The following is a 16,453-nucleotide window of genomic DNA, read 5'->3' as shown; positions in this document are numbered from 1 at the left end:
ATATTCAATCGAGCTGATGACTCTTCCTTTTAGATTTTAAAAATTTCTTGGGAATAACACTGGAATCAATTCCAGCACTACAATATTGAATCGAATCGATGAACTTATTTATCTTTTAAAACTCTTGAGAATGGGACATGAATCAATTCCAGCCCTACAATATTAAATCGAGACGATGGCTCTTGTTTTTGGGTTTTAAAAATTTCTTGGGAATGGGGCATGAATCAATTTCAGCCCTGCAATATTGAATCGAGCTGATGGCTCTTATTTATCTTTTAAAAAATTCCGTAGGAATGAGATCATATTGTAGCGACGGATTTTAATCCGTTGAAAACAGATTTTGACGTTTCAATAAGTTCCGTAGGAACGGATCATATAAAATTCGCAAAATTTATAAAATTTAGATGAGTTTCATAACCAACAATAAACTTCATAAACACATATAATTCAAATCCTTTCTTAGTAAATAATTTTTAACTTTGTCAAAAACAAAGAAAATGATTGATTTTATATACCAGGACCCTTATCCAATTTTAAAGGATGATACCCAATACCGCAAAATTACTTCTGATTTTGTAAAAGTTGAAAAATTTGGAGAACGCGAAATTCTTACTGTTGATCCAAAAGGATTGGAATTATTAGCTGAAGAAGCTTTAACCGATGTTTCGTTCATGTTGAGAACGACACATTTACAAAAACTTCGTAAAATTCTTGACGATCCGGAAGCAACTGATAACGACCGTTTTGTTGCTTACAATTTACTTCAAAATGCTTCAGTCGCTGCCGAAGGACAATTACCAAGCTGTCAGGATACCGGAACTGCAATCGTAATGGCAAAAAAAGGCGAAAGCATTTTTACCGGAGTTGATGATGCAGAATGGCTGAGCAAAGGAATTTTCAATACGTATCAAAAACGTAATTTACGTTATTCGCAGATTGTTCCGATTTCGATGTTTGAAGAAAAAAATTCAGGATCGAATCTTCCGGCGCAAATTGATATTTATGCTAAAAAAGGAGCTTCTTACGAGTTCTTATTTATGGCAAAAGGAGGCGGATCAGCTAACAAGACCTATTTATATCAACAAACAAAATCACTATTGAATGAAAAATCTTTGGATGCATTCATTCGTACAAAAATAAAAGACTTAGGAACTTCAGCTTGTCCACCATATCATTTGGCTTTAGTTATCGGCGGTACTTCTGCGGAAGCGAATTTAAGTGCTGTTAAAAAAGCATCAGCCGGATATTATGATAATTTACCAACTTCAGGAAATATGTCCGGTCAGGCATTTCGTGATTTGGAATGGGAAGAAAAAGTTCAGAAAATATGCCAGGAAAGTGCCATTGGTGCTCAATTTGGCGGAAAATATTTTACACATGATGTACGTGTGATTCGTTTGCCTCGTCATGCTGCTTCTTGTCCAGTTGGATTAGGTGTTTCGTGTTCTGCTGATAGAAATATCAAAGGAAAAATCACCAAAGACGGGATCTATGTTGAGCAATTAGAAGTAAATCCAAAACAATTTTTGCCGGAAACAGCTCCACATTTGGAAGCGCCGGTTGAAATAGATTTGAATATGCCAATGGCCGATATGTTGGCAAAACTTAGTCAATATCCAATCAAAACCCGTTTGAAACTAAACGGAACCGTGATTGTAGCCCGTGATATTGCACATGCAAAAATTATGGAAATGTTAGAAGCAGGAAAACCAATGCCTGAATATTTCAAAAATCATCCTGTTTATTATGCCGGACCGGCAAAAACACCTGAAGGAATGGCTTCCGGAAGTTTTGGACCAACAACTGCAGGTCGTATGGATGTTTATGTTGATGAATTCCAAAAACATGGCGGCAGTATGATTATGCTGGCAAAAGGAAACCGTACTAAACAAGTTACTGATGCGTGCCATAAATATGGCGGATTCTATTTGGGTTCTGTTGGAGGACCGGCAGCTATATTGGCACAAGACAACATCCTGAAAGTAGAAGTGGTTGATTTTGAAGAACTGGGAATGGAAGCGGTTCGTAAAATTACCGTAAAAGATTTCCCTGCTTTCATTATTACCGATGATAAAGGAAATGACTTCTTTGCTAATTTATAGTTTTTAACTGCTAAGAACACAGGCTTTACGCTATGTCCGAAATATTTTTAAATGAAAAACCGCCTTATGGGCGGTTTTTTTATACATATTATTAAAAATAAGATTATTTCTTTATGAACTTTTTAGCAACTCTTTTTTGGCCGCTATTCAATTCAATAATATAGATTCCGGTATTTAATCTGCTTACATCAATTGGACTTTCAGACAATTGACCTGAACTAACTTGTTGACCTAATGCATTTGTAATTTTAAAACTAGAACCCTTTTGTTCAAATGATGAAATATTCAATTCATTTTCAACTGGATTTGGATATAAAGTTACTTCAGGACTTGCTTTATCTGCATCAACAACCAATTCATTAACAACCACAGTTCCTGCAGCAGTTATGTTTATTGAATAATCTTCAACCTGCCCGTATGAAAAGGCTTCACAAGCAGTTGGAATTCCGTTGTATTTCATAGAAATTCTCATTCTTGTGGTTCCTAAAGTCGCCGTCGCAGGAATTGTAATTGAACCTGTAGCCGGAGTAGTTGTCGAAGTTGCTTTTGTCCAAGCTGTTTCGCCGGAATCAGTAAAATCACCATCTTTATTATAATCAATAAATACTGCATATCCTTCGCTGTAAACTGTTGATGTCCAAGATGGCGTTATAGTAATGGTATAAGCAGTTCCTCTCGCAGCATTTGTAGAAACAGCGGTATAGTTTTCGTAACCTGTTGTAGCTGTTGAAGTATTGCTAATAGTTCCAAAAACAACTTTACCAATTCTTTCGTCCGCAGCACTGCTTCCTGATGATGTGCAATAAGTAATAGTAGCTGCAAGAGTGGTAACACTAACGGCACTGCTTGCTGCTGACACATTTCCTGCAGCGTCTTTGGCTTTTACAGTAAAACTATACGCTGTTGAAGCAGATAATCCTGTAACAGCATAAGTTGTAGTGGTAGACGAACCTTTTAAAGTTGTTCCCTGATAAATATCATATCCTGTTACTGCTACATTATCTGTTGCAGCTGTCCATGATAAATTGGTTGTTGTACTTGTTGTACCTGAAGCCGCAAGAGCTGTTGGTGCTGTTGGTGCTGTTGTATCTGTAGATCCTGTATAAGCTGCTCCAACCCCTACTGCATAAAATGCATTTGTTGTAGCAATAACTTCTGCAGACCCCGCTCCGTATAAGTCAATAGCTGACTGTATTCCGGAAGTTCTCGCATTTGCATAAGTTGAATTGGACGTTAAATAAACACTTTCTAAACGGTAAGCAATTTTTGCCGCTTTGTCAATTGTTATTCCGGTAACGTTATAGGCATTTCCAAGATCATTTGTACCTGATTTACCTATAGACAGGATATAAAACCAGTGATTTAATACCCCTGAGTTTGTATGAACCCCACAATAATCATTACTGCTTGTTGGCGTACAACTTACACTTACCCAATTGGTTCCTCCATAAGTATCAGGCTGGCCCTCAGAGTTTGGATCACTCATAGAACGTAAAGCTAAATGACCTGATCTTCTTTCTATGTCTTCACCAATTAACCAGGTAGATTTTGTAGGTGCTGCACGATATTCGATACAGGCTCCCCAAATATCCGAGAAAGCTTCATTCATCGCTCCTGATTCTTTTTGATATGCCAAATCTGCTGTATAAGTACAAACGGCATGGCCTATTTCATGTCCGGCAACATCCATTGCAGTTAAGATATCAAATCCTCCTGTTCCGCTTCCGTCACCGTAAGTCATAACACTTCCGTTCCAGAAAGCATTATTATTGCTTGAATACCCGGCTGCAATTAAATTATAATGCACATAACTTTTAATTTTTGCACCAGCATTATCATAACTGTTTCTTCCATGTACAGCCGACCAGTAATCGTATGTCATTTCGGCTCCCCAATGAGCATCAAGCGCCCCATTGTCTTTATTTGTATTATTATATTCAGCAGCAGTCCAGTTATTATCAGCATCTGTAAAATTTGTAGTTGGATACGTTGCTGTTCTGGCAGAATTATAGGTCTGAATTCCATTTCCACGCGTTCCGTCAAGCAGAATATATGAAGACCCGCTTAGTGTTGTCTGAATAGTTTGAGTTCCACTATAACGAGTTGCTGCATTTGCCGCAACTATCGCCATTTTCAAATTTGAATTCTCTTTTTTAGATGTCGCATTTACAGGTTTTGAGTTTCCATGACTGTACTCGCCAAGATGTTTTATAGTTGCATTATAAAACAATACTTTTCCGGTTATGGCATCTATATATAAATCACCACGACTTAATGGATTTGTCGCATAAATATCAAATTTATATGCTAAATTAACTTTATCTGTAGTTCTTTCTGTTCCCTGAGCTTCCATATCAGGTAAAAAAACCAACTCTCCTTTAGGCTTCTCATAACCCATTGCCTTGGCATCTTCAGGAGAATCCCAAAGATATTGCTTGGCACCTGTGTGGGCAACAGCCTTGTTAAAAGCTTCCTGCACTGAAAGTTTAGGGGTTGTGGCGGCATTTTTGATATTATAAAATTCACCATTCATTGAAGCAAGCTTACCATTTTTAGAATGTAGCGTATAGTTTGCAAATTCTACTTTAATTCCTTGTTCGTATAATTGAAATTTTTCATGAGTAAAACCTTCATGGTCTGATTCTGTTTTAATTTTCGCAAAAGACTGATTGTCTTTTAAACCTAGCTGCTCTTTAAAGACAGCATTAAAATCAGAGCCTTTGTAGGTTGATTTATCACTAAAAGTGATTAGACTTGGGAGTCCGTTTTCAGATAAATTTTTCTGACTTACGCGTTTGTCAGTTACCTGCGAAAATGCAGTTAAAGAAAATGTGAGCATAACAACTGTCGTAGTGACAATTTTCGGTAATTTTTTTTCCATAATAAAAGGGGTTTAAAATTTGGTAATGGATTAAAAAAACAAAGATATTTACTGTAAGTAAATACTTTAATTTATGGCAAAAATATCTTAAATTTGTTATTTAATCGATGAAATTTACCTTTAATCGATGAAATACAACACTTTTTATCTTAAACACACTTTTATTTAACAATTTGTAAAGATTTTACAAAAATATATACTAAAATTAACATATAATTGAATCACAAAACGTTGTAAAATAGACTTTAGTAACTACTTTAAAAAATAAAACGGGCAATTTCTTAAATTTATCCTACAAAAAAAGCCAGCGTTTAAGCCAGCTTTTGATAGGTTCAAAAAAAGAAATTATCTTATATCCATCTCCGGAATTTCATCTTCAATAATTAATTCAGCTTCGGTTGAAGCTATGATATGCTCAACAGAAACTCCTGGCGCACGTTCTAAGAGCTTAAAACCCTTTGGAGTTACTTCTAGGACTGCCAGCTCAGTTACTATCTTTTTAACACATCCAACGCCGGTTAACGGTAAAGTACATTTTTTAAGTATTTTTGATTCTCCTGCTTTATTTACATGCATCATCGCTACAATGATATTTTCAGCGGAAGCTACCAAATCCATCGCGCCCCCCATTCCTTTTACCATTTTACCCGGAATTTTCCAATTGGCAATATCTCCGTTTTCAGAAACCTCCATTGCTCCCAAAATGGTTAAATCGACTTTCTGGCTGCGAATCATTCCAAAACTAAAAGCCGAGTCAAAGAAACTCGCACCCGGAAGTGTTGTAATTGTTTGCTTTCCTGCATTAATAATATCAGCATCCTCTTCCCCTGCATAAGGAAAAGGTCCCATGCCGAGAACACCATTTTCGCTCTGAAATTCAACTGCGATATCTTCTCTTACGTAATTCGCAACTAAAGTTGGGATTCCGATTCCGAGATTAACAAAATAACGGTCTTTTACTTCTTTAGCAATTCGCTTTGCAATATCTTCTTTACTAAGTGCCATAATATAATGTGTCAATTTATTGAATGTGCCAATTAGAAAATTTGATAATTAGATAATGCTCTGTTTCACGCAATCAACATTAATTATCTAATTGACAAATTATCTCATTATCTAATTCCTTTGCCTTACTGTTCGCTGTTCAATTCTTTTTTCAAACTTTTCTCCCTGAAAAATGCGTTGCACCATAATTCCGGGTATGTGAATCTGATTGGGATCAAGAGTTCCAACCGGAACTAATTCTTCCACTTCAGCAATAGTAATTTTTCCGGCTCCGGCCATACAGGCATTAAAGTTTCGAGCTGTTCCTTTGAAGATAAGATTTCCGGCTTCGTCCCCTTTCCATGCTTTTACAATCGCAAAATCGGCTTTGAAGGCTTGTTCCATAATATGCATTTTACCGTTAAACTCACGAACTTCTTTTCCTTCTGCAACTTCAGTACCGTAACCTGCCGGCGTAAAAAAAGCAGGAATTCCGGCTTGTGCGGCCCGACAACGTTCTGCCAAAGTGCCTTGTGGCGTCAGTTCCACGTCTAATTCTCCCGAAAGCATCTGGCGTTCGAACTCAGCATTTTCACCTACATAAGATGAAATCATTTTTTTGATTTGTTTTTTATGCAAAAGCAATCCCAAACCAAAATCATCAACACCGGCATTGTTTGAGATACAGGTTAAATCTGAAACTTGTGTATTTACTAAGGCTGCAATCGTATTTTCAGGAATTCCGCATAGCCCAAAACCTCCAAACATGATGGTCATGCCGCTTTCGATTCCTTCAATGGCATCCTGAACGCTATTTACTTTTTTGGTTATCATAACAAATGGTCTTTATTACCGTATACTTTTGATAAAAATAAGATTTTTAGATTAAATTATAACGATTTCGTAAAAAATAAAACAAACATATTTAAAAAAAATATCCTTTTGTATCCTTCCGAATTTCAGAAGCCACAAAAGGATATTTTTTTATTTAATAAAGAGAATCTAAATTACAATTCGAATTCGTCTGTATTTTGTTCTGTCTGTGTAGTATCTTTTACAACTGCAGGTCTGGTATAGCAATCCACTTTAATCGAAAGGTTTGCCGGACGTTCAAAATCAGATTTTGAAACCTGAAGATCTTTATCCGCATAACATAACTTCATAAAATATGCCCAAACCGGCAATGCTGCAGTAGCTCCCTGTCCGTAAGTCAGGCTTTTGAAACGTGCTGAACGGTCTTCGCAGCCAACCCAAACACCTGTTACTAAGTTAGGAACCATACCCATAAACCATCCGTCAGACTGATTTTGTGTTGTTCCGGTTTTACCCGCAATTGGATTTGTGAACATATATGGATATCCTGTCCAACGGTTGTCACCGCTTCCTCCGCCCTGCGTACGTAAACGTGCGCCTGAACCAGTTTCAGTAACACCCTGAAGCAATTTAATTACAGCAAAAGCAATATCTTTATTTAAAACGTCATGTGATTCCGGGATTGGCTCATAAATAACTTCTCCACTTTTATTTTCAATGCGACTTAAAAACTGTGGTTTTACATAAACTCCCTGGTTTGCAAATGTACTGTAAGCTGCAACCATATCCTCAACTGTAATATCAACAGCTCCCAAAGCAATTGAAGGCTGTACAGGAATCTCTGTTTTAACTCCCAATTTCTTAGTCAGTTCTACAACAGCTTCCGGTCCGGTTCTGTCAATTAATTTCGCTGAAACTGTATTGATAGAGTTTGCCAAACCTTGTTTTAAAGTTACCATTCCACGGTATCTGTTATCTGAGTTTCTTGGCTCCCAATCTTCAGTTACATGGTGACGTCCTTTGTGAATCATAAATGGTCCATCCAAAATTGAATCACAAGGAGACATGTTTAATTGCTCGATAGCAGTAGCATAAACAAATGGTTTAAAAGTAGATCCTACCTGTCTCGCTCCCTGTCCCACGTGATCGTATTGGAAATATTTATAATTGATTCCGCCAACCCAGGCTTTGATATTTCCGGTTTGAGGTTCCATAGCCATTAGACCAGATTGTAAAAAGTGTTTGTAGTAACGAATAGAATCTAATGGAGTCATTATTGTATCACGTTCACCTTTCCAGGTAAATATGCGCATTTTCGTTTTTACTTTGAATGAATTTATGATATCATCCTCACTTTTATCCATATCTTTCATAATCGCCCAACGTGTAGAATTCTTCATGGCCTGCATTATGATACGATCTGTTTCAGCTTTGGTAATATTTACGAAAGGTGCATTTTTATTGGTTTTCATTTCAATAAAAAACTGCTGTTGAAGGTTTTTCATGTGAGCAGAAACTGCCTCTTCAGCGTATTGCTGCATTCTGGAATCGATGGTTGTATAAATTTTCAAACCATCTTTGTAGATATCATAATCAGAACCATCCGGTTTTTTATTTTCAGCAACCCATTTCTTCATATAATCACGAAGGTATTCCCTGAAATATGTGGCCGTTCCTTCGCGGTGGCTTTCTAATTTGAATTTTAAAGCAATTGGTAAAGCCTGTAATCTTTCCTTTTCTGCCTCAGTAATCATTTTTGCTTTTTCCATTTGAGAAAGAACCACGTTACGACGGTTTTTTACTCCTTCCGGGTTTCTAACCGGATTATATAGTCCTGAGTTTTTGAACATTCCGACCAAAATAGCCGATTCGTCCATCGTTAAATCTTTTGGATCTTTAGAAAAGTACGTTTGTGCTGCAGAACTTACTCCGACAGAATAATTTCCGAAATCATACACATTACAATACATCGCCAAAATTTCATTTTTGGTATATTGCCTTTCCAGACGTATGGCAATAATCCATTCCTTTATTTTTTGTACAATTCTGAACGGAAGGAATTTAGAACCCTCTCCGTGAAATAATTGTTTTGCTAATTGTTGTGTTAATGTACTCGCACCACCATTTGTACCTAAAGTAAAAATAGCTCTTAAAGTTCCGCGTCCGTCAATTCCGGAATGGTCATAAAAACGAGCATCTTCTGTTGCAACCAAAGCCTCAACCAAACTTTTTGGCAGATCTGAATATTTAAGCTGTGATCTGTTGGTTTTGAAATATTTACCAATAACAACTCCGTCCGACGAAATGATTTCAGTAGCCAAATTGGAATCCGGATTTTCTAAATCTTCAAAAGAAGGCATTGATCCGAAAAGCCCCCATGAAGCAAATAAAAAGAATGCCAGGATACCTAAAAGACCATAAACAAAAATTCGCCAGAATTTTTTTTGATAGTATTTAATATCTTTTACTGTATTTGTTTGATTGTTTTTTTTAGCAGCCATAACTATTTTCTAATCTTTTTGTTCTATTCTAAAACCTACATCTGTAATACCTTCTAATTCCTGAACTCCAGGAATTTTACCCGATTCTCTAACGGCTTGTTTGATATGTACTTTATATTTTCCTCTAAATTTAACTCCTTCTTTAAAATAAAGTTTACTTTCTTTAATATCCGAAAAACCATTCCCTAAAAGAGTTCCGTCAGCATTTGCCATTTCGTACTCAAGTGTATCTACTTTTGTAAATCCGTTTGGCGTTTCGATGGCCACAATTAAAAATAAATTTTTAAAAGGATAATTGTTATTGTCTCTCAAATTAACAAATAAATTGTATCGTTTTGTGGAGTCTAAAACCGGCAGGTCAAAAGTCACTATACTGTCTTTGTGCCAGGCACTTCCAACAGATTTATACTCGTCGAATACTCTTTTTTTATCACAGGAAAAAAGAAGTATAGCTGCCAAAATAAGAATCCCGCTATTTTTTATTCTCATTTTTAGTAATAATTATAGGTTTTCTGGGTTCAGCTGGTTTTGTATCATTCGGTTTATTTGACTTATTCGAATGATTGGGCTTATTGTTATTTGGTTTGTTAGGTTTATTTGGATTTCCTCCAGCTGGTTTATTAATATTATTTGTCTGTGTCGGTTTGTTTGGAGTCGCCGCCACAATTGCATTTTCAACCGTAGGCTTGCGTTTGCGGTTTGGTTTTTTCTTCTTTTTTGGTTGGTCAAAACGCGTTAAGCTATCCTGCCCCATTGCATTATTGAAGTCTTTTTCAGGCTCTGATATTACCTCAATTGCAAAATCTTCAAGTGAAGAAACCTTATTTTTTTGTTTATTCTCGGCAATAATTTCTTTAACCTGATCAATTTTTAAAACATGCCAGTTTGCAAAATTATTCGTGTAAGCAAACCACATTAAGCCTTTAAAAATATCTTGCTTCTGGCAAATTGCGTCTCCTTTTTCGGTTACTAATTTAGTATCATAATCCGGAAAATCTTTCAACGCATCCATATAAGTATCAAGCTCATAATTCAGGCAACATTTTAATTTTCCGCATTGTCCCGCTAATTTTTGAGGATTCAGTGAAAGCTGCTGATAACGAGCTGCCGATGTATTTACACTTCTAAAGTCCGTCAGCCAGGTTGAACAGCAAAGCTCTCTTCCGCAAGAACCAATTCCACCCAAACGGGCAGCTTCCTGACGAAAACCTACTTGTTTCATTTCGACTCTGGTACTAAATTCTTTAGCAAAATCTTTAATCAAAAGTCTAAAATCAACTCTGTCATTTGCCGTGTAATAGAATGTAGCTTTTGAGCCATCTCCCTGAAATTCAATATCAGATATTTTCATTTCAAGTTTGTGCTGAATCGCTAATTCACGAGCACGAACTTTCATCGGTTCCTCGCGGTCACGTGCTACAGACCAGATATCGATATCTTTTTGAGATGCTTTTCGGTAAATTTTCGGTATTTCATTACTTTCGTGATTGACTCCTTTTTTCTTCATTTGAATTTTTACCAATTCACCTGTCAAAGTAACAATTCCAATATCATGTCCGGGCGATGCAACAGTTGCTACAATATCACCAATACTTAGCGTTAATTTTTCTGTGTTTCTAAAAAATTCTTTACGCCCGTTTTTAAAACGAACCTCAACACAGTCAAAAATAGCCTCTCCATTAGACGGACTCATGTTCGCGAGCCAGTCAAAAACCGTCAATTTATTGCAGCTATCGGTGCCGCAAGTTCCATTATTTTTACAACCCTTTGGTGCGCCGCCATCTGAGGTTGAACAACTTGTACATGCCATAATTATATATGTAGTGTTGCAAAAGTGCAACTTAAGTTCATAAACGTTTGAACGGTAAAGATAGTATTTTTTTTAGTTTGCTTTTTATGCATTAAAACTAAAGCCTTGTTAAATAAAAAAACCTATTTTGTTTAGTGCAAAATAGGTCTTTTATCGATTTTTGGAAAGAATTTATTCTAAAACTTTATTTTTATTATATTTTTCGATAGGTTTCAAGATGTTTTTTTCAATTGAAGTAAAATCTATTCTTTTAGTTTTTTTATTTCCTTATCAAAATCAGAAATTATTTTTTGGGTTTTATTGAAGTCTTCATAAGCTGCAACTGCTTTTTTGTCGGCACGCAATTTCGTCATCTTTCCTTTTCCTTCCATTACTTTGTAATCATTAAAAGATAAAAATTTATTGACACTTGTTGCCAATTGTTCCATTGTAAAAGTATTTTCCCGCTCTATTAATCCTTCAATGTAATCAAAATAACCTGTAACGGTGCGTTCCAGTTGTTTAATTTCTTTTTCCTGCAAATAATTTTTAGCCACAATCACATCCGATTTCAAGACCCTGCCGTTTGGACTGTTTTTCCATGTAGTCAATCCCATATTCTCTTTTTTGGAATCGGCCGTTTCAAATATTATTTCGGCAGCCGTCTTGCCTGTTATGGCAAAATGAAATTTATTTTGAACGATAGCATAGAAATTCTTAGTTATTTCGGCATTGTTGTCATAGTCTATACTACACTCGGCAAAAATATCGGTTACTTGCTGGTAAATTCTTCTTTCGCTCGCCCGAATCGAACGAACTCTTTGCAATAATTCTTTAAAATAATCTTTGCCAAAAATTGCCTGACCTTGCTTTAAACGATTGTCATCTAAAACAAAACCTTTTATAATATATTCTTTTAAGGTTTGGGTTGCCCAAATACGAAACTGTGTAGCTTTAGTAGAATTTACTCTGTAACCAACAGAAATTATAGCATCGAGGTTATAATAATTTGTAATGTAATTTTTATCATCAGAAGCAGTTGTTTCCTTTTTGGAAACAACTGAAGATTCAACTAATTCCCCTTCTTCAAAAATATTTTTAAAATGTTTACTTATAGCTGGCACTTGTACACCAAACAACTCTGCTATTGCTTTTTGTGAAAGCCACACCGATTCATTTTGAAGCAAAACATCAACTCGTACTTCTCCGCTTGGCGCAGTATATAAAATAAATTTCTTTAAATCATCCTTCATAAGAGTTGGTAATGTGTTTCAACAAATGTAACTATTGTATACTAAAAAAACCTATTCTGTTTGGCACAAAATAGGTTTTTTAGAAAGTTATTTTAGAAAGAATTTATTCTAAAATCTTATATATTTTATCAGACAATCTGATTCTGAAAGGAACTTCAAAAGTAACTTTATCGCCAATTTTTGCTGTTGCAGTTTCAGCTCCGTCAACAATCATTTTTTCTAAAATCAATTCCTGATTACCTGTAGTTGGTCCGGAAATTAAGATTTTATCACCAACATTTAATTCTTGATTTTCAACAGTAAACTGTCCCACCTGTGCTTTTACATAATAATGTTCTGCTTTTCCGAGAAGCACTTTTTTTACTTTTATTTTTTGACGAATATCAACTGGTTTATCTGCTGAAGCCAAAGCTGTATCTGCCAGTTCTCCCGAATGTTTGAATTTCAAATTTTCAGATTTTCCTTTTCTGAACACTTTGTTTCCAACTTGTTTTCCGCTTCTTAAACGAACCTGATCAACCAAAGGCATGTGAATTATATCCAGACATTCTGTAGAACAGCAGTTTTCCATTGCAGCTTTACATTCATCACACTGAATAAATAACAAATGACAGCCGTCGTTTTCGCAATTGGTGTGATTATCGCACGGTTTTCCGCATTGATGGCATTGCGAAATAATATCATCGGTGATTCTTTCACCAAGACGGTTATCGAATACAAAGTTTTTTCCTATGAATTTGCTTTCTAAACCTTCTTCTTCAATTTGTTTGGCGTAATTGATGATTCCGCCTTCTAACTGAAAAACATTTTTAAAACCCTGGTGTTTAAAATAAGCACTTGCTTTTTCACATCGAATTCCTCCTGTACAATACATGACCAGATTTTTGTCTTCTTTATGATTTTGAAGCTGTTCGTTGATGATAGGCAAACTCTCCCTAAAAGTTTCAACATCCGGTGTGATAGCGTTTTTAAAATGACCTACTTCACTTTCGTAGTGATTTCTAAAATCTACTACAATTGTGTTTGGATCATCCAAAATTTCATTGAATTCTTTAGCTTTCAGGTGAACGCCTATATCGGTTACATCAAAAGTTTCGTCGTTTAAACCGTCGGCAACGATTTTATCACGGACTTTTATAGTCAATTTTAAAAAGGAATAGTCATCATGTTCTACCGCTTCATTCAAACGTATGCCTTTCATGAAGTCATAAACTTCGAGAGTTGTTCTAAAAATGTCCAGATTTTCTTCAGGAATACTCATTTGAGCATTTATACCTTCGTTAGCAACGTAAATTCGGCCTAAAGCATCGAGCTTATTCCAGGCTATAAATAAATCATCGCGAAATTTTTTGGGATCTTGAATTTTGGCATACGCATAGAAAGACAGCGTTAGTCGCTGTTTACCGGCATCATCAATGATAATGGCTCTTTCTTCTGCGCTCAAAGTGTTGTACAGTTGCATGCTATAAACAGTTTTAAGTTTAGAAATTATTTTTTTGAAGGTGCAAAGTTATGAAAAAGGTTCTGAGTTACAAAGGTTATCAGGCTCAAAGGTTTTAAAGGTGGATTTAGTAAAAAAACAAAAAAGCACTAAATTAATAGTGCTTTCTAAAATCTTTGTACCTCTGTACCTTCAAACCTTTGTGCCTTAGATTAGCAGAATTCGTTAAAAGCATCTTGCAAATTCTCAGCAATTAATTCAGCTGGGCGGCCTTCGATATGGTGACGCTCTAACATGTGAACCAATTCTCCGTTTTTGAACAAAGCCATACTTGGCGATGATGGAGGGAAAGGAAACATATGTTGTCTTGCAGCATCAACAGCTTCTTTGTCAACACCGGCAAAAACTGTAATTAAATGATCTGGTTTTTTAGCTCCTTCTAAACTCATTTTTGCTCCCGGACGTGCATTTCTTGCAGCACAACCACAAACAGAGTTTACAACAACCAAAGTGGTACCTTCAGCATTAATAGCATTATCAACAGCCTCAGCACTATGTAAATCTTGAAAACCTGCAGATGTCAATTCAGCCTGCATTGGTTTTACCATTTCTTCTGGATACATATTTTTTATTTTTAAATTTTACTTTTGAACTGCAAAGTTACAAAGTTTACTCGCAACTACTTAATTTGAAGTATAAAGTTTTGTTATAGTTCGATTGATAAGCTGCTTTAAATGGTTTAGCACGCAGATTTGGCAGATTAAGCGGATTTCCCATCAGAGTCAAATAAATCTGCTTAATCTGCCAAATCTGCTTGAAACAAAACTTTTTACCTAAAATATTACTCGAAACAAAGCTTTTATAAATGACACTTTAGGGCATTTTAAAATGACTTTAAGATCTTCCGGCAAACTCGTTTCTTCATCCAGAAACTTAAAAATTAATTTCGGCTTTCCTTTTTTGAATAAGGAAGAAAAAATACTGTTTCCTAATTCGTTATGGTGATAAAGAATGTCTAAAAGCAATAAATCATAAAACCAGAATCTGTTTTTTTTATGAAAAGATTTCATATTAAGTGATTCTGATGTCTTCCTGAGCGGAGTCGAAGGATGAAGAAATTCGACTAATGCTGACGATTTTTTATCTGACTTTTTAAAAGTATAACCCGTACTGGCTTTCGTCCAACCGCCGGCAGTTCCAATATTGAGAACTCGTTTGGTGTTCTTTTTCCAAAACGGATAACACGTCATCGGAATACTGCTCTGCTCCTTTTCGATAATTTCATACTGATCAGCTCCCAGATTTCTTAAATAAATTTGAATTTCGTTTTCATATTCCTCTTTCGAAAGAAGATGTTCCGAAAACAAAGTGTATTCTACTAAAGCTTCCGTTTTTGAGGTTGGCAAAACATACATAAAACGGGTGTTTTCCCTTTGTTCTATCGAAAAATCCATGAAAGTGGCCTGTTCCGGATTGAAGATTTCAGTGTCCGTTTTCACAAACCAACCCACAAAATGCTGTTGTAACACCGGATATTTGGTTTGGCTTAAAGCAAAAGCCCTGGTGTAAATACTATTGAATAAATAATTGCAGGTATATCTGTTTTCTTCGGTACCGACAAAAACATGCGTATCGAGTTCATTGATATCGGTTACTTTTTCCTTTAAAAAAGTAATATTTGAAGATTTTGAAAGTGCTTCAAAAACAAAATTGTAAAAATCCAATCCCCGAATTTGGTTGTATTGGTAAGGCTTTAAATTTAAATCACGTTTGAAGTTTTCACTCGAAAATAAAGCAGAATCCCATTTTTTTGAAATAACCGGAGTCCAGATCGTTTCATTTTCAGACCAAAAACACCAGGTTCTGTCGTTTGTTTTTTTTGAATTTTCATCCAAAAGCAAAATCGATTTGTCTGTGAATTTTCCAGACTGAACCATTTTGTAAACGGTCATCAAAGCTGCTAAACCCGTTCCGGTAAAGATGTAATCGAAGTGTTTGATTTCTGAGGAATGCATCCTCAAAAATAAGGAATTTTATTCTTTCAATTTTTCTAAAAGAAGTTTAAAATCGGTTGCGTTTAGATAGTTGCTGTATTGCAGAATGATTTCATTTTTATCATTCAAAACACATAAAACCGGATAAACGATTTGATTATTGATCGTTCCTAACTGAACGGCCAACTCGTTTATGCCAACATTATTTCCGGAAGGCTGGTATTTAAAAACCTGATTGTTAAACGAAATATCACGTTTTTCCTCAGCATTTAAATCAATAAAGTAGAAATCTGAATTCAGTTTTTGAATAATTTCCTGATTTTTGAAAGTCGTGCTTTTCATTCTTTGGCAAAACTGACACCAATCGGTATGGATGAAAACAATTATTCTTCTCTTTTGAATTTGCTGTAAACCATCAATTGCCTCAAATTTTCTGCTTTTCAATTGGCAGAATCCTGTTGAAGTAATTCCCATAAATAAGATGATTAGACCCAGTTTTTTCATTTTGTTTAAATTGTAAATTGAGTGTAAATTTTATTTAACACATAGAAATATAGATTTTTTTCTTTCTTAGAATAACAAAGAAAGCGTGCTTTTTCAACATAGCTATGTTAAATTGATATAAAGTGAAACGTCTTTTTTTTTAAGTATCAAGCTATGTTTCTATGTGTTAAAATAATTATTTCAAAGTATAT

12 protein-coding genes are annotated in these 16,453 nt (G+C 35.4%); 1 reads left to right on the top strand and 11 read right to left on the bottom strand.

Annotated features, from left to right (window positions below; translation table 11 throughout):
* Positions 1 to 497 precede the first annotated feature (497 nt).
* On the top strand, positions 498 to 2,102 hold the full coding sequence (locus PMI10_RS19250) for a fumarate hydratase (RefSeq protein WP_007810918.1): 1,605 nt from the start codon (positions 498 to 500) through the stop codon (positions 2,100 to 2,102).
* Positions 2,103 to 2,205: 103 nt separating this feature from the next.
* Here the strand turns inward: PMI10_RS19250 and PMI10_RS19245 are convergent, their stop codons facing one another.
* The 11 genes from PMI10_RS19245 to PMI10_RS19195 form a co-directional block, all read right to left on the bottom strand.
* A complete protein-coding gene (locus PMI10_RS19245; protein WP_007810917.1) occupies positions 2,206 to 4,983 on the bottom strand; it encodes a M4 family metallopeptidase in 2,778 nt (925 codons plus the stop codon).
* A gap of 345 nt (positions 4,984 to 5,328) precedes the next feature.
* Complete coding sequence (locus PMI10_RS19240) at positions 5,329 to 5,988, bottom strand: CoA transferase subunit B (protein WP_007810916.1); 660 nt, start codon at positions 5,986 to 5,988, stop codon at positions 5,329 to 5,331.
* 111 nt (positions 5,989 to 6,099) lie between these two features.
* On the bottom strand, positions 6,100 to 6,801 hold the full coding sequence (locus PMI10_RS19235; RefSeq protein WP_007810915.1) for a CoA transferase subunit A: 702 nt from the start codon (positions 6,799 to 6,801) through the stop codon (positions 6,100 to 6,102).
* Positions 6,802 to 6,974: 173 nt separating this feature from the next.
* Positions 6,975 to 9,281: a penicillin-binding protein 1A gene (locus PMI10_RS19230; protein WP_007810914.1), complete on the bottom strand. Its 2,307-nt coding sequence runs from the start codon at positions 9,279 to 9,281 to the stop codon at positions 6,975 to 6,977.
* A 9-nt stretch (positions 9,282 to 9,290) separates the two neighbouring features.
* Positions 9,291 to 9,770 (bottom strand): gliding motility lipoprotein GldH, encoded by a 480-nt coding sequence (locus PMI10_RS19225; protein WP_007810912.1) that lies wholly within the window; start codon positions 9,768 to 9,770, stop codon positions 9,291 to 9,293.
* Positions 9,754 to 11,091 carry a PSP1 domain-containing protein gene (locus PMI10_RS19220; protein ID WP_007810911.1) on the bottom strand — a complete coding sequence of 446 codons (1,338 nt, stop codon included), beginning with the start codon at positions 11,089 to 11,091 and terminating at the stop codon, positions 9,754 to 9,756. Before PMI10_RS19220 ends, PMI10_RS19225 begins: the two co-directional genes overlap by 17 nt.
* Before the next feature lie 242 nt (positions 11,092 to 11,333).
* Complete coding sequence (locus PMI10_RS19215) at positions 11,334 to 12,323, bottom strand: virulence RhuM family protein (RefSeq protein WP_007810910.1); 990 nt, start codon at positions 12,321 to 12,323, stop codon at positions 11,334 to 11,336.
* A 103-nt stretch (positions 12,324 to 12,426) separates the two neighbouring features.
* Complete coding sequence (locus PMI10_RS19210) at positions 12,427 to 13,785, bottom strand: oxygen-dependent tRNA uridine(34) hydroxylase TrhO (RefSeq protein ID WP_007810909.1); 1,359 nt, start codon at positions 13,783 to 13,785, stop codon at positions 12,427 to 12,429.
* 191 nt (positions 13,786 to 13,976) lie between these two features.
* Positions 13,977 to 14,387 carry a BrxA/BrxB family bacilliredoxin gene (locus tag PMI10_RS19205; protein ID WP_007810908.1) on the bottom strand — a complete coding sequence of 137 codons (411 nt, stop codon included), beginning with the start codon at positions 14,385 to 14,387 and terminating at the stop codon, positions 13,977 to 13,979.
* 210 nt (positions 14,388 to 14,597) lie between these two features.
* Positions 14,598 to 15,779, bottom strand: coding sequence for a lycopene cyclase family protein (locus PMI10_RS19200; protein WP_035632310.1), 1,182 nt, complete (start codon positions 15,777 to 15,779; stop codon positions 14,598 to 14,600).
* A gap of 18 nt (positions 15,780 to 15,797) precedes the next feature.
* Positions 15,798 to 16,262 carry a thioredoxin family protein gene (locus PMI10_RS19195; protein ID WP_007810906.1) on the bottom strand — a complete coding sequence of 155 codons (465 nt, stop codon included), beginning with the start codon at positions 16,260 to 16,262 and terminating at the stop codon, positions 15,798 to 15,800.
* Positions 16,263 to 16,453 lie beyond the last annotated feature (191 nt).

This window comes from Flavobacterium sp. CF136, from assembly GCF_000282055.1.
In the GTDB taxonomy this organism is placed as follows: Bacteria; Bacteroidota; Bacteroidia; order Flavobacteriales; family Flavobacteriaceae; genus Flavobacterium.
The sequence above is the reverse complement of the archived record's forward strand: the minus strand, read 5'-3'. Positions and strand labels throughout refer to the sequence as shown.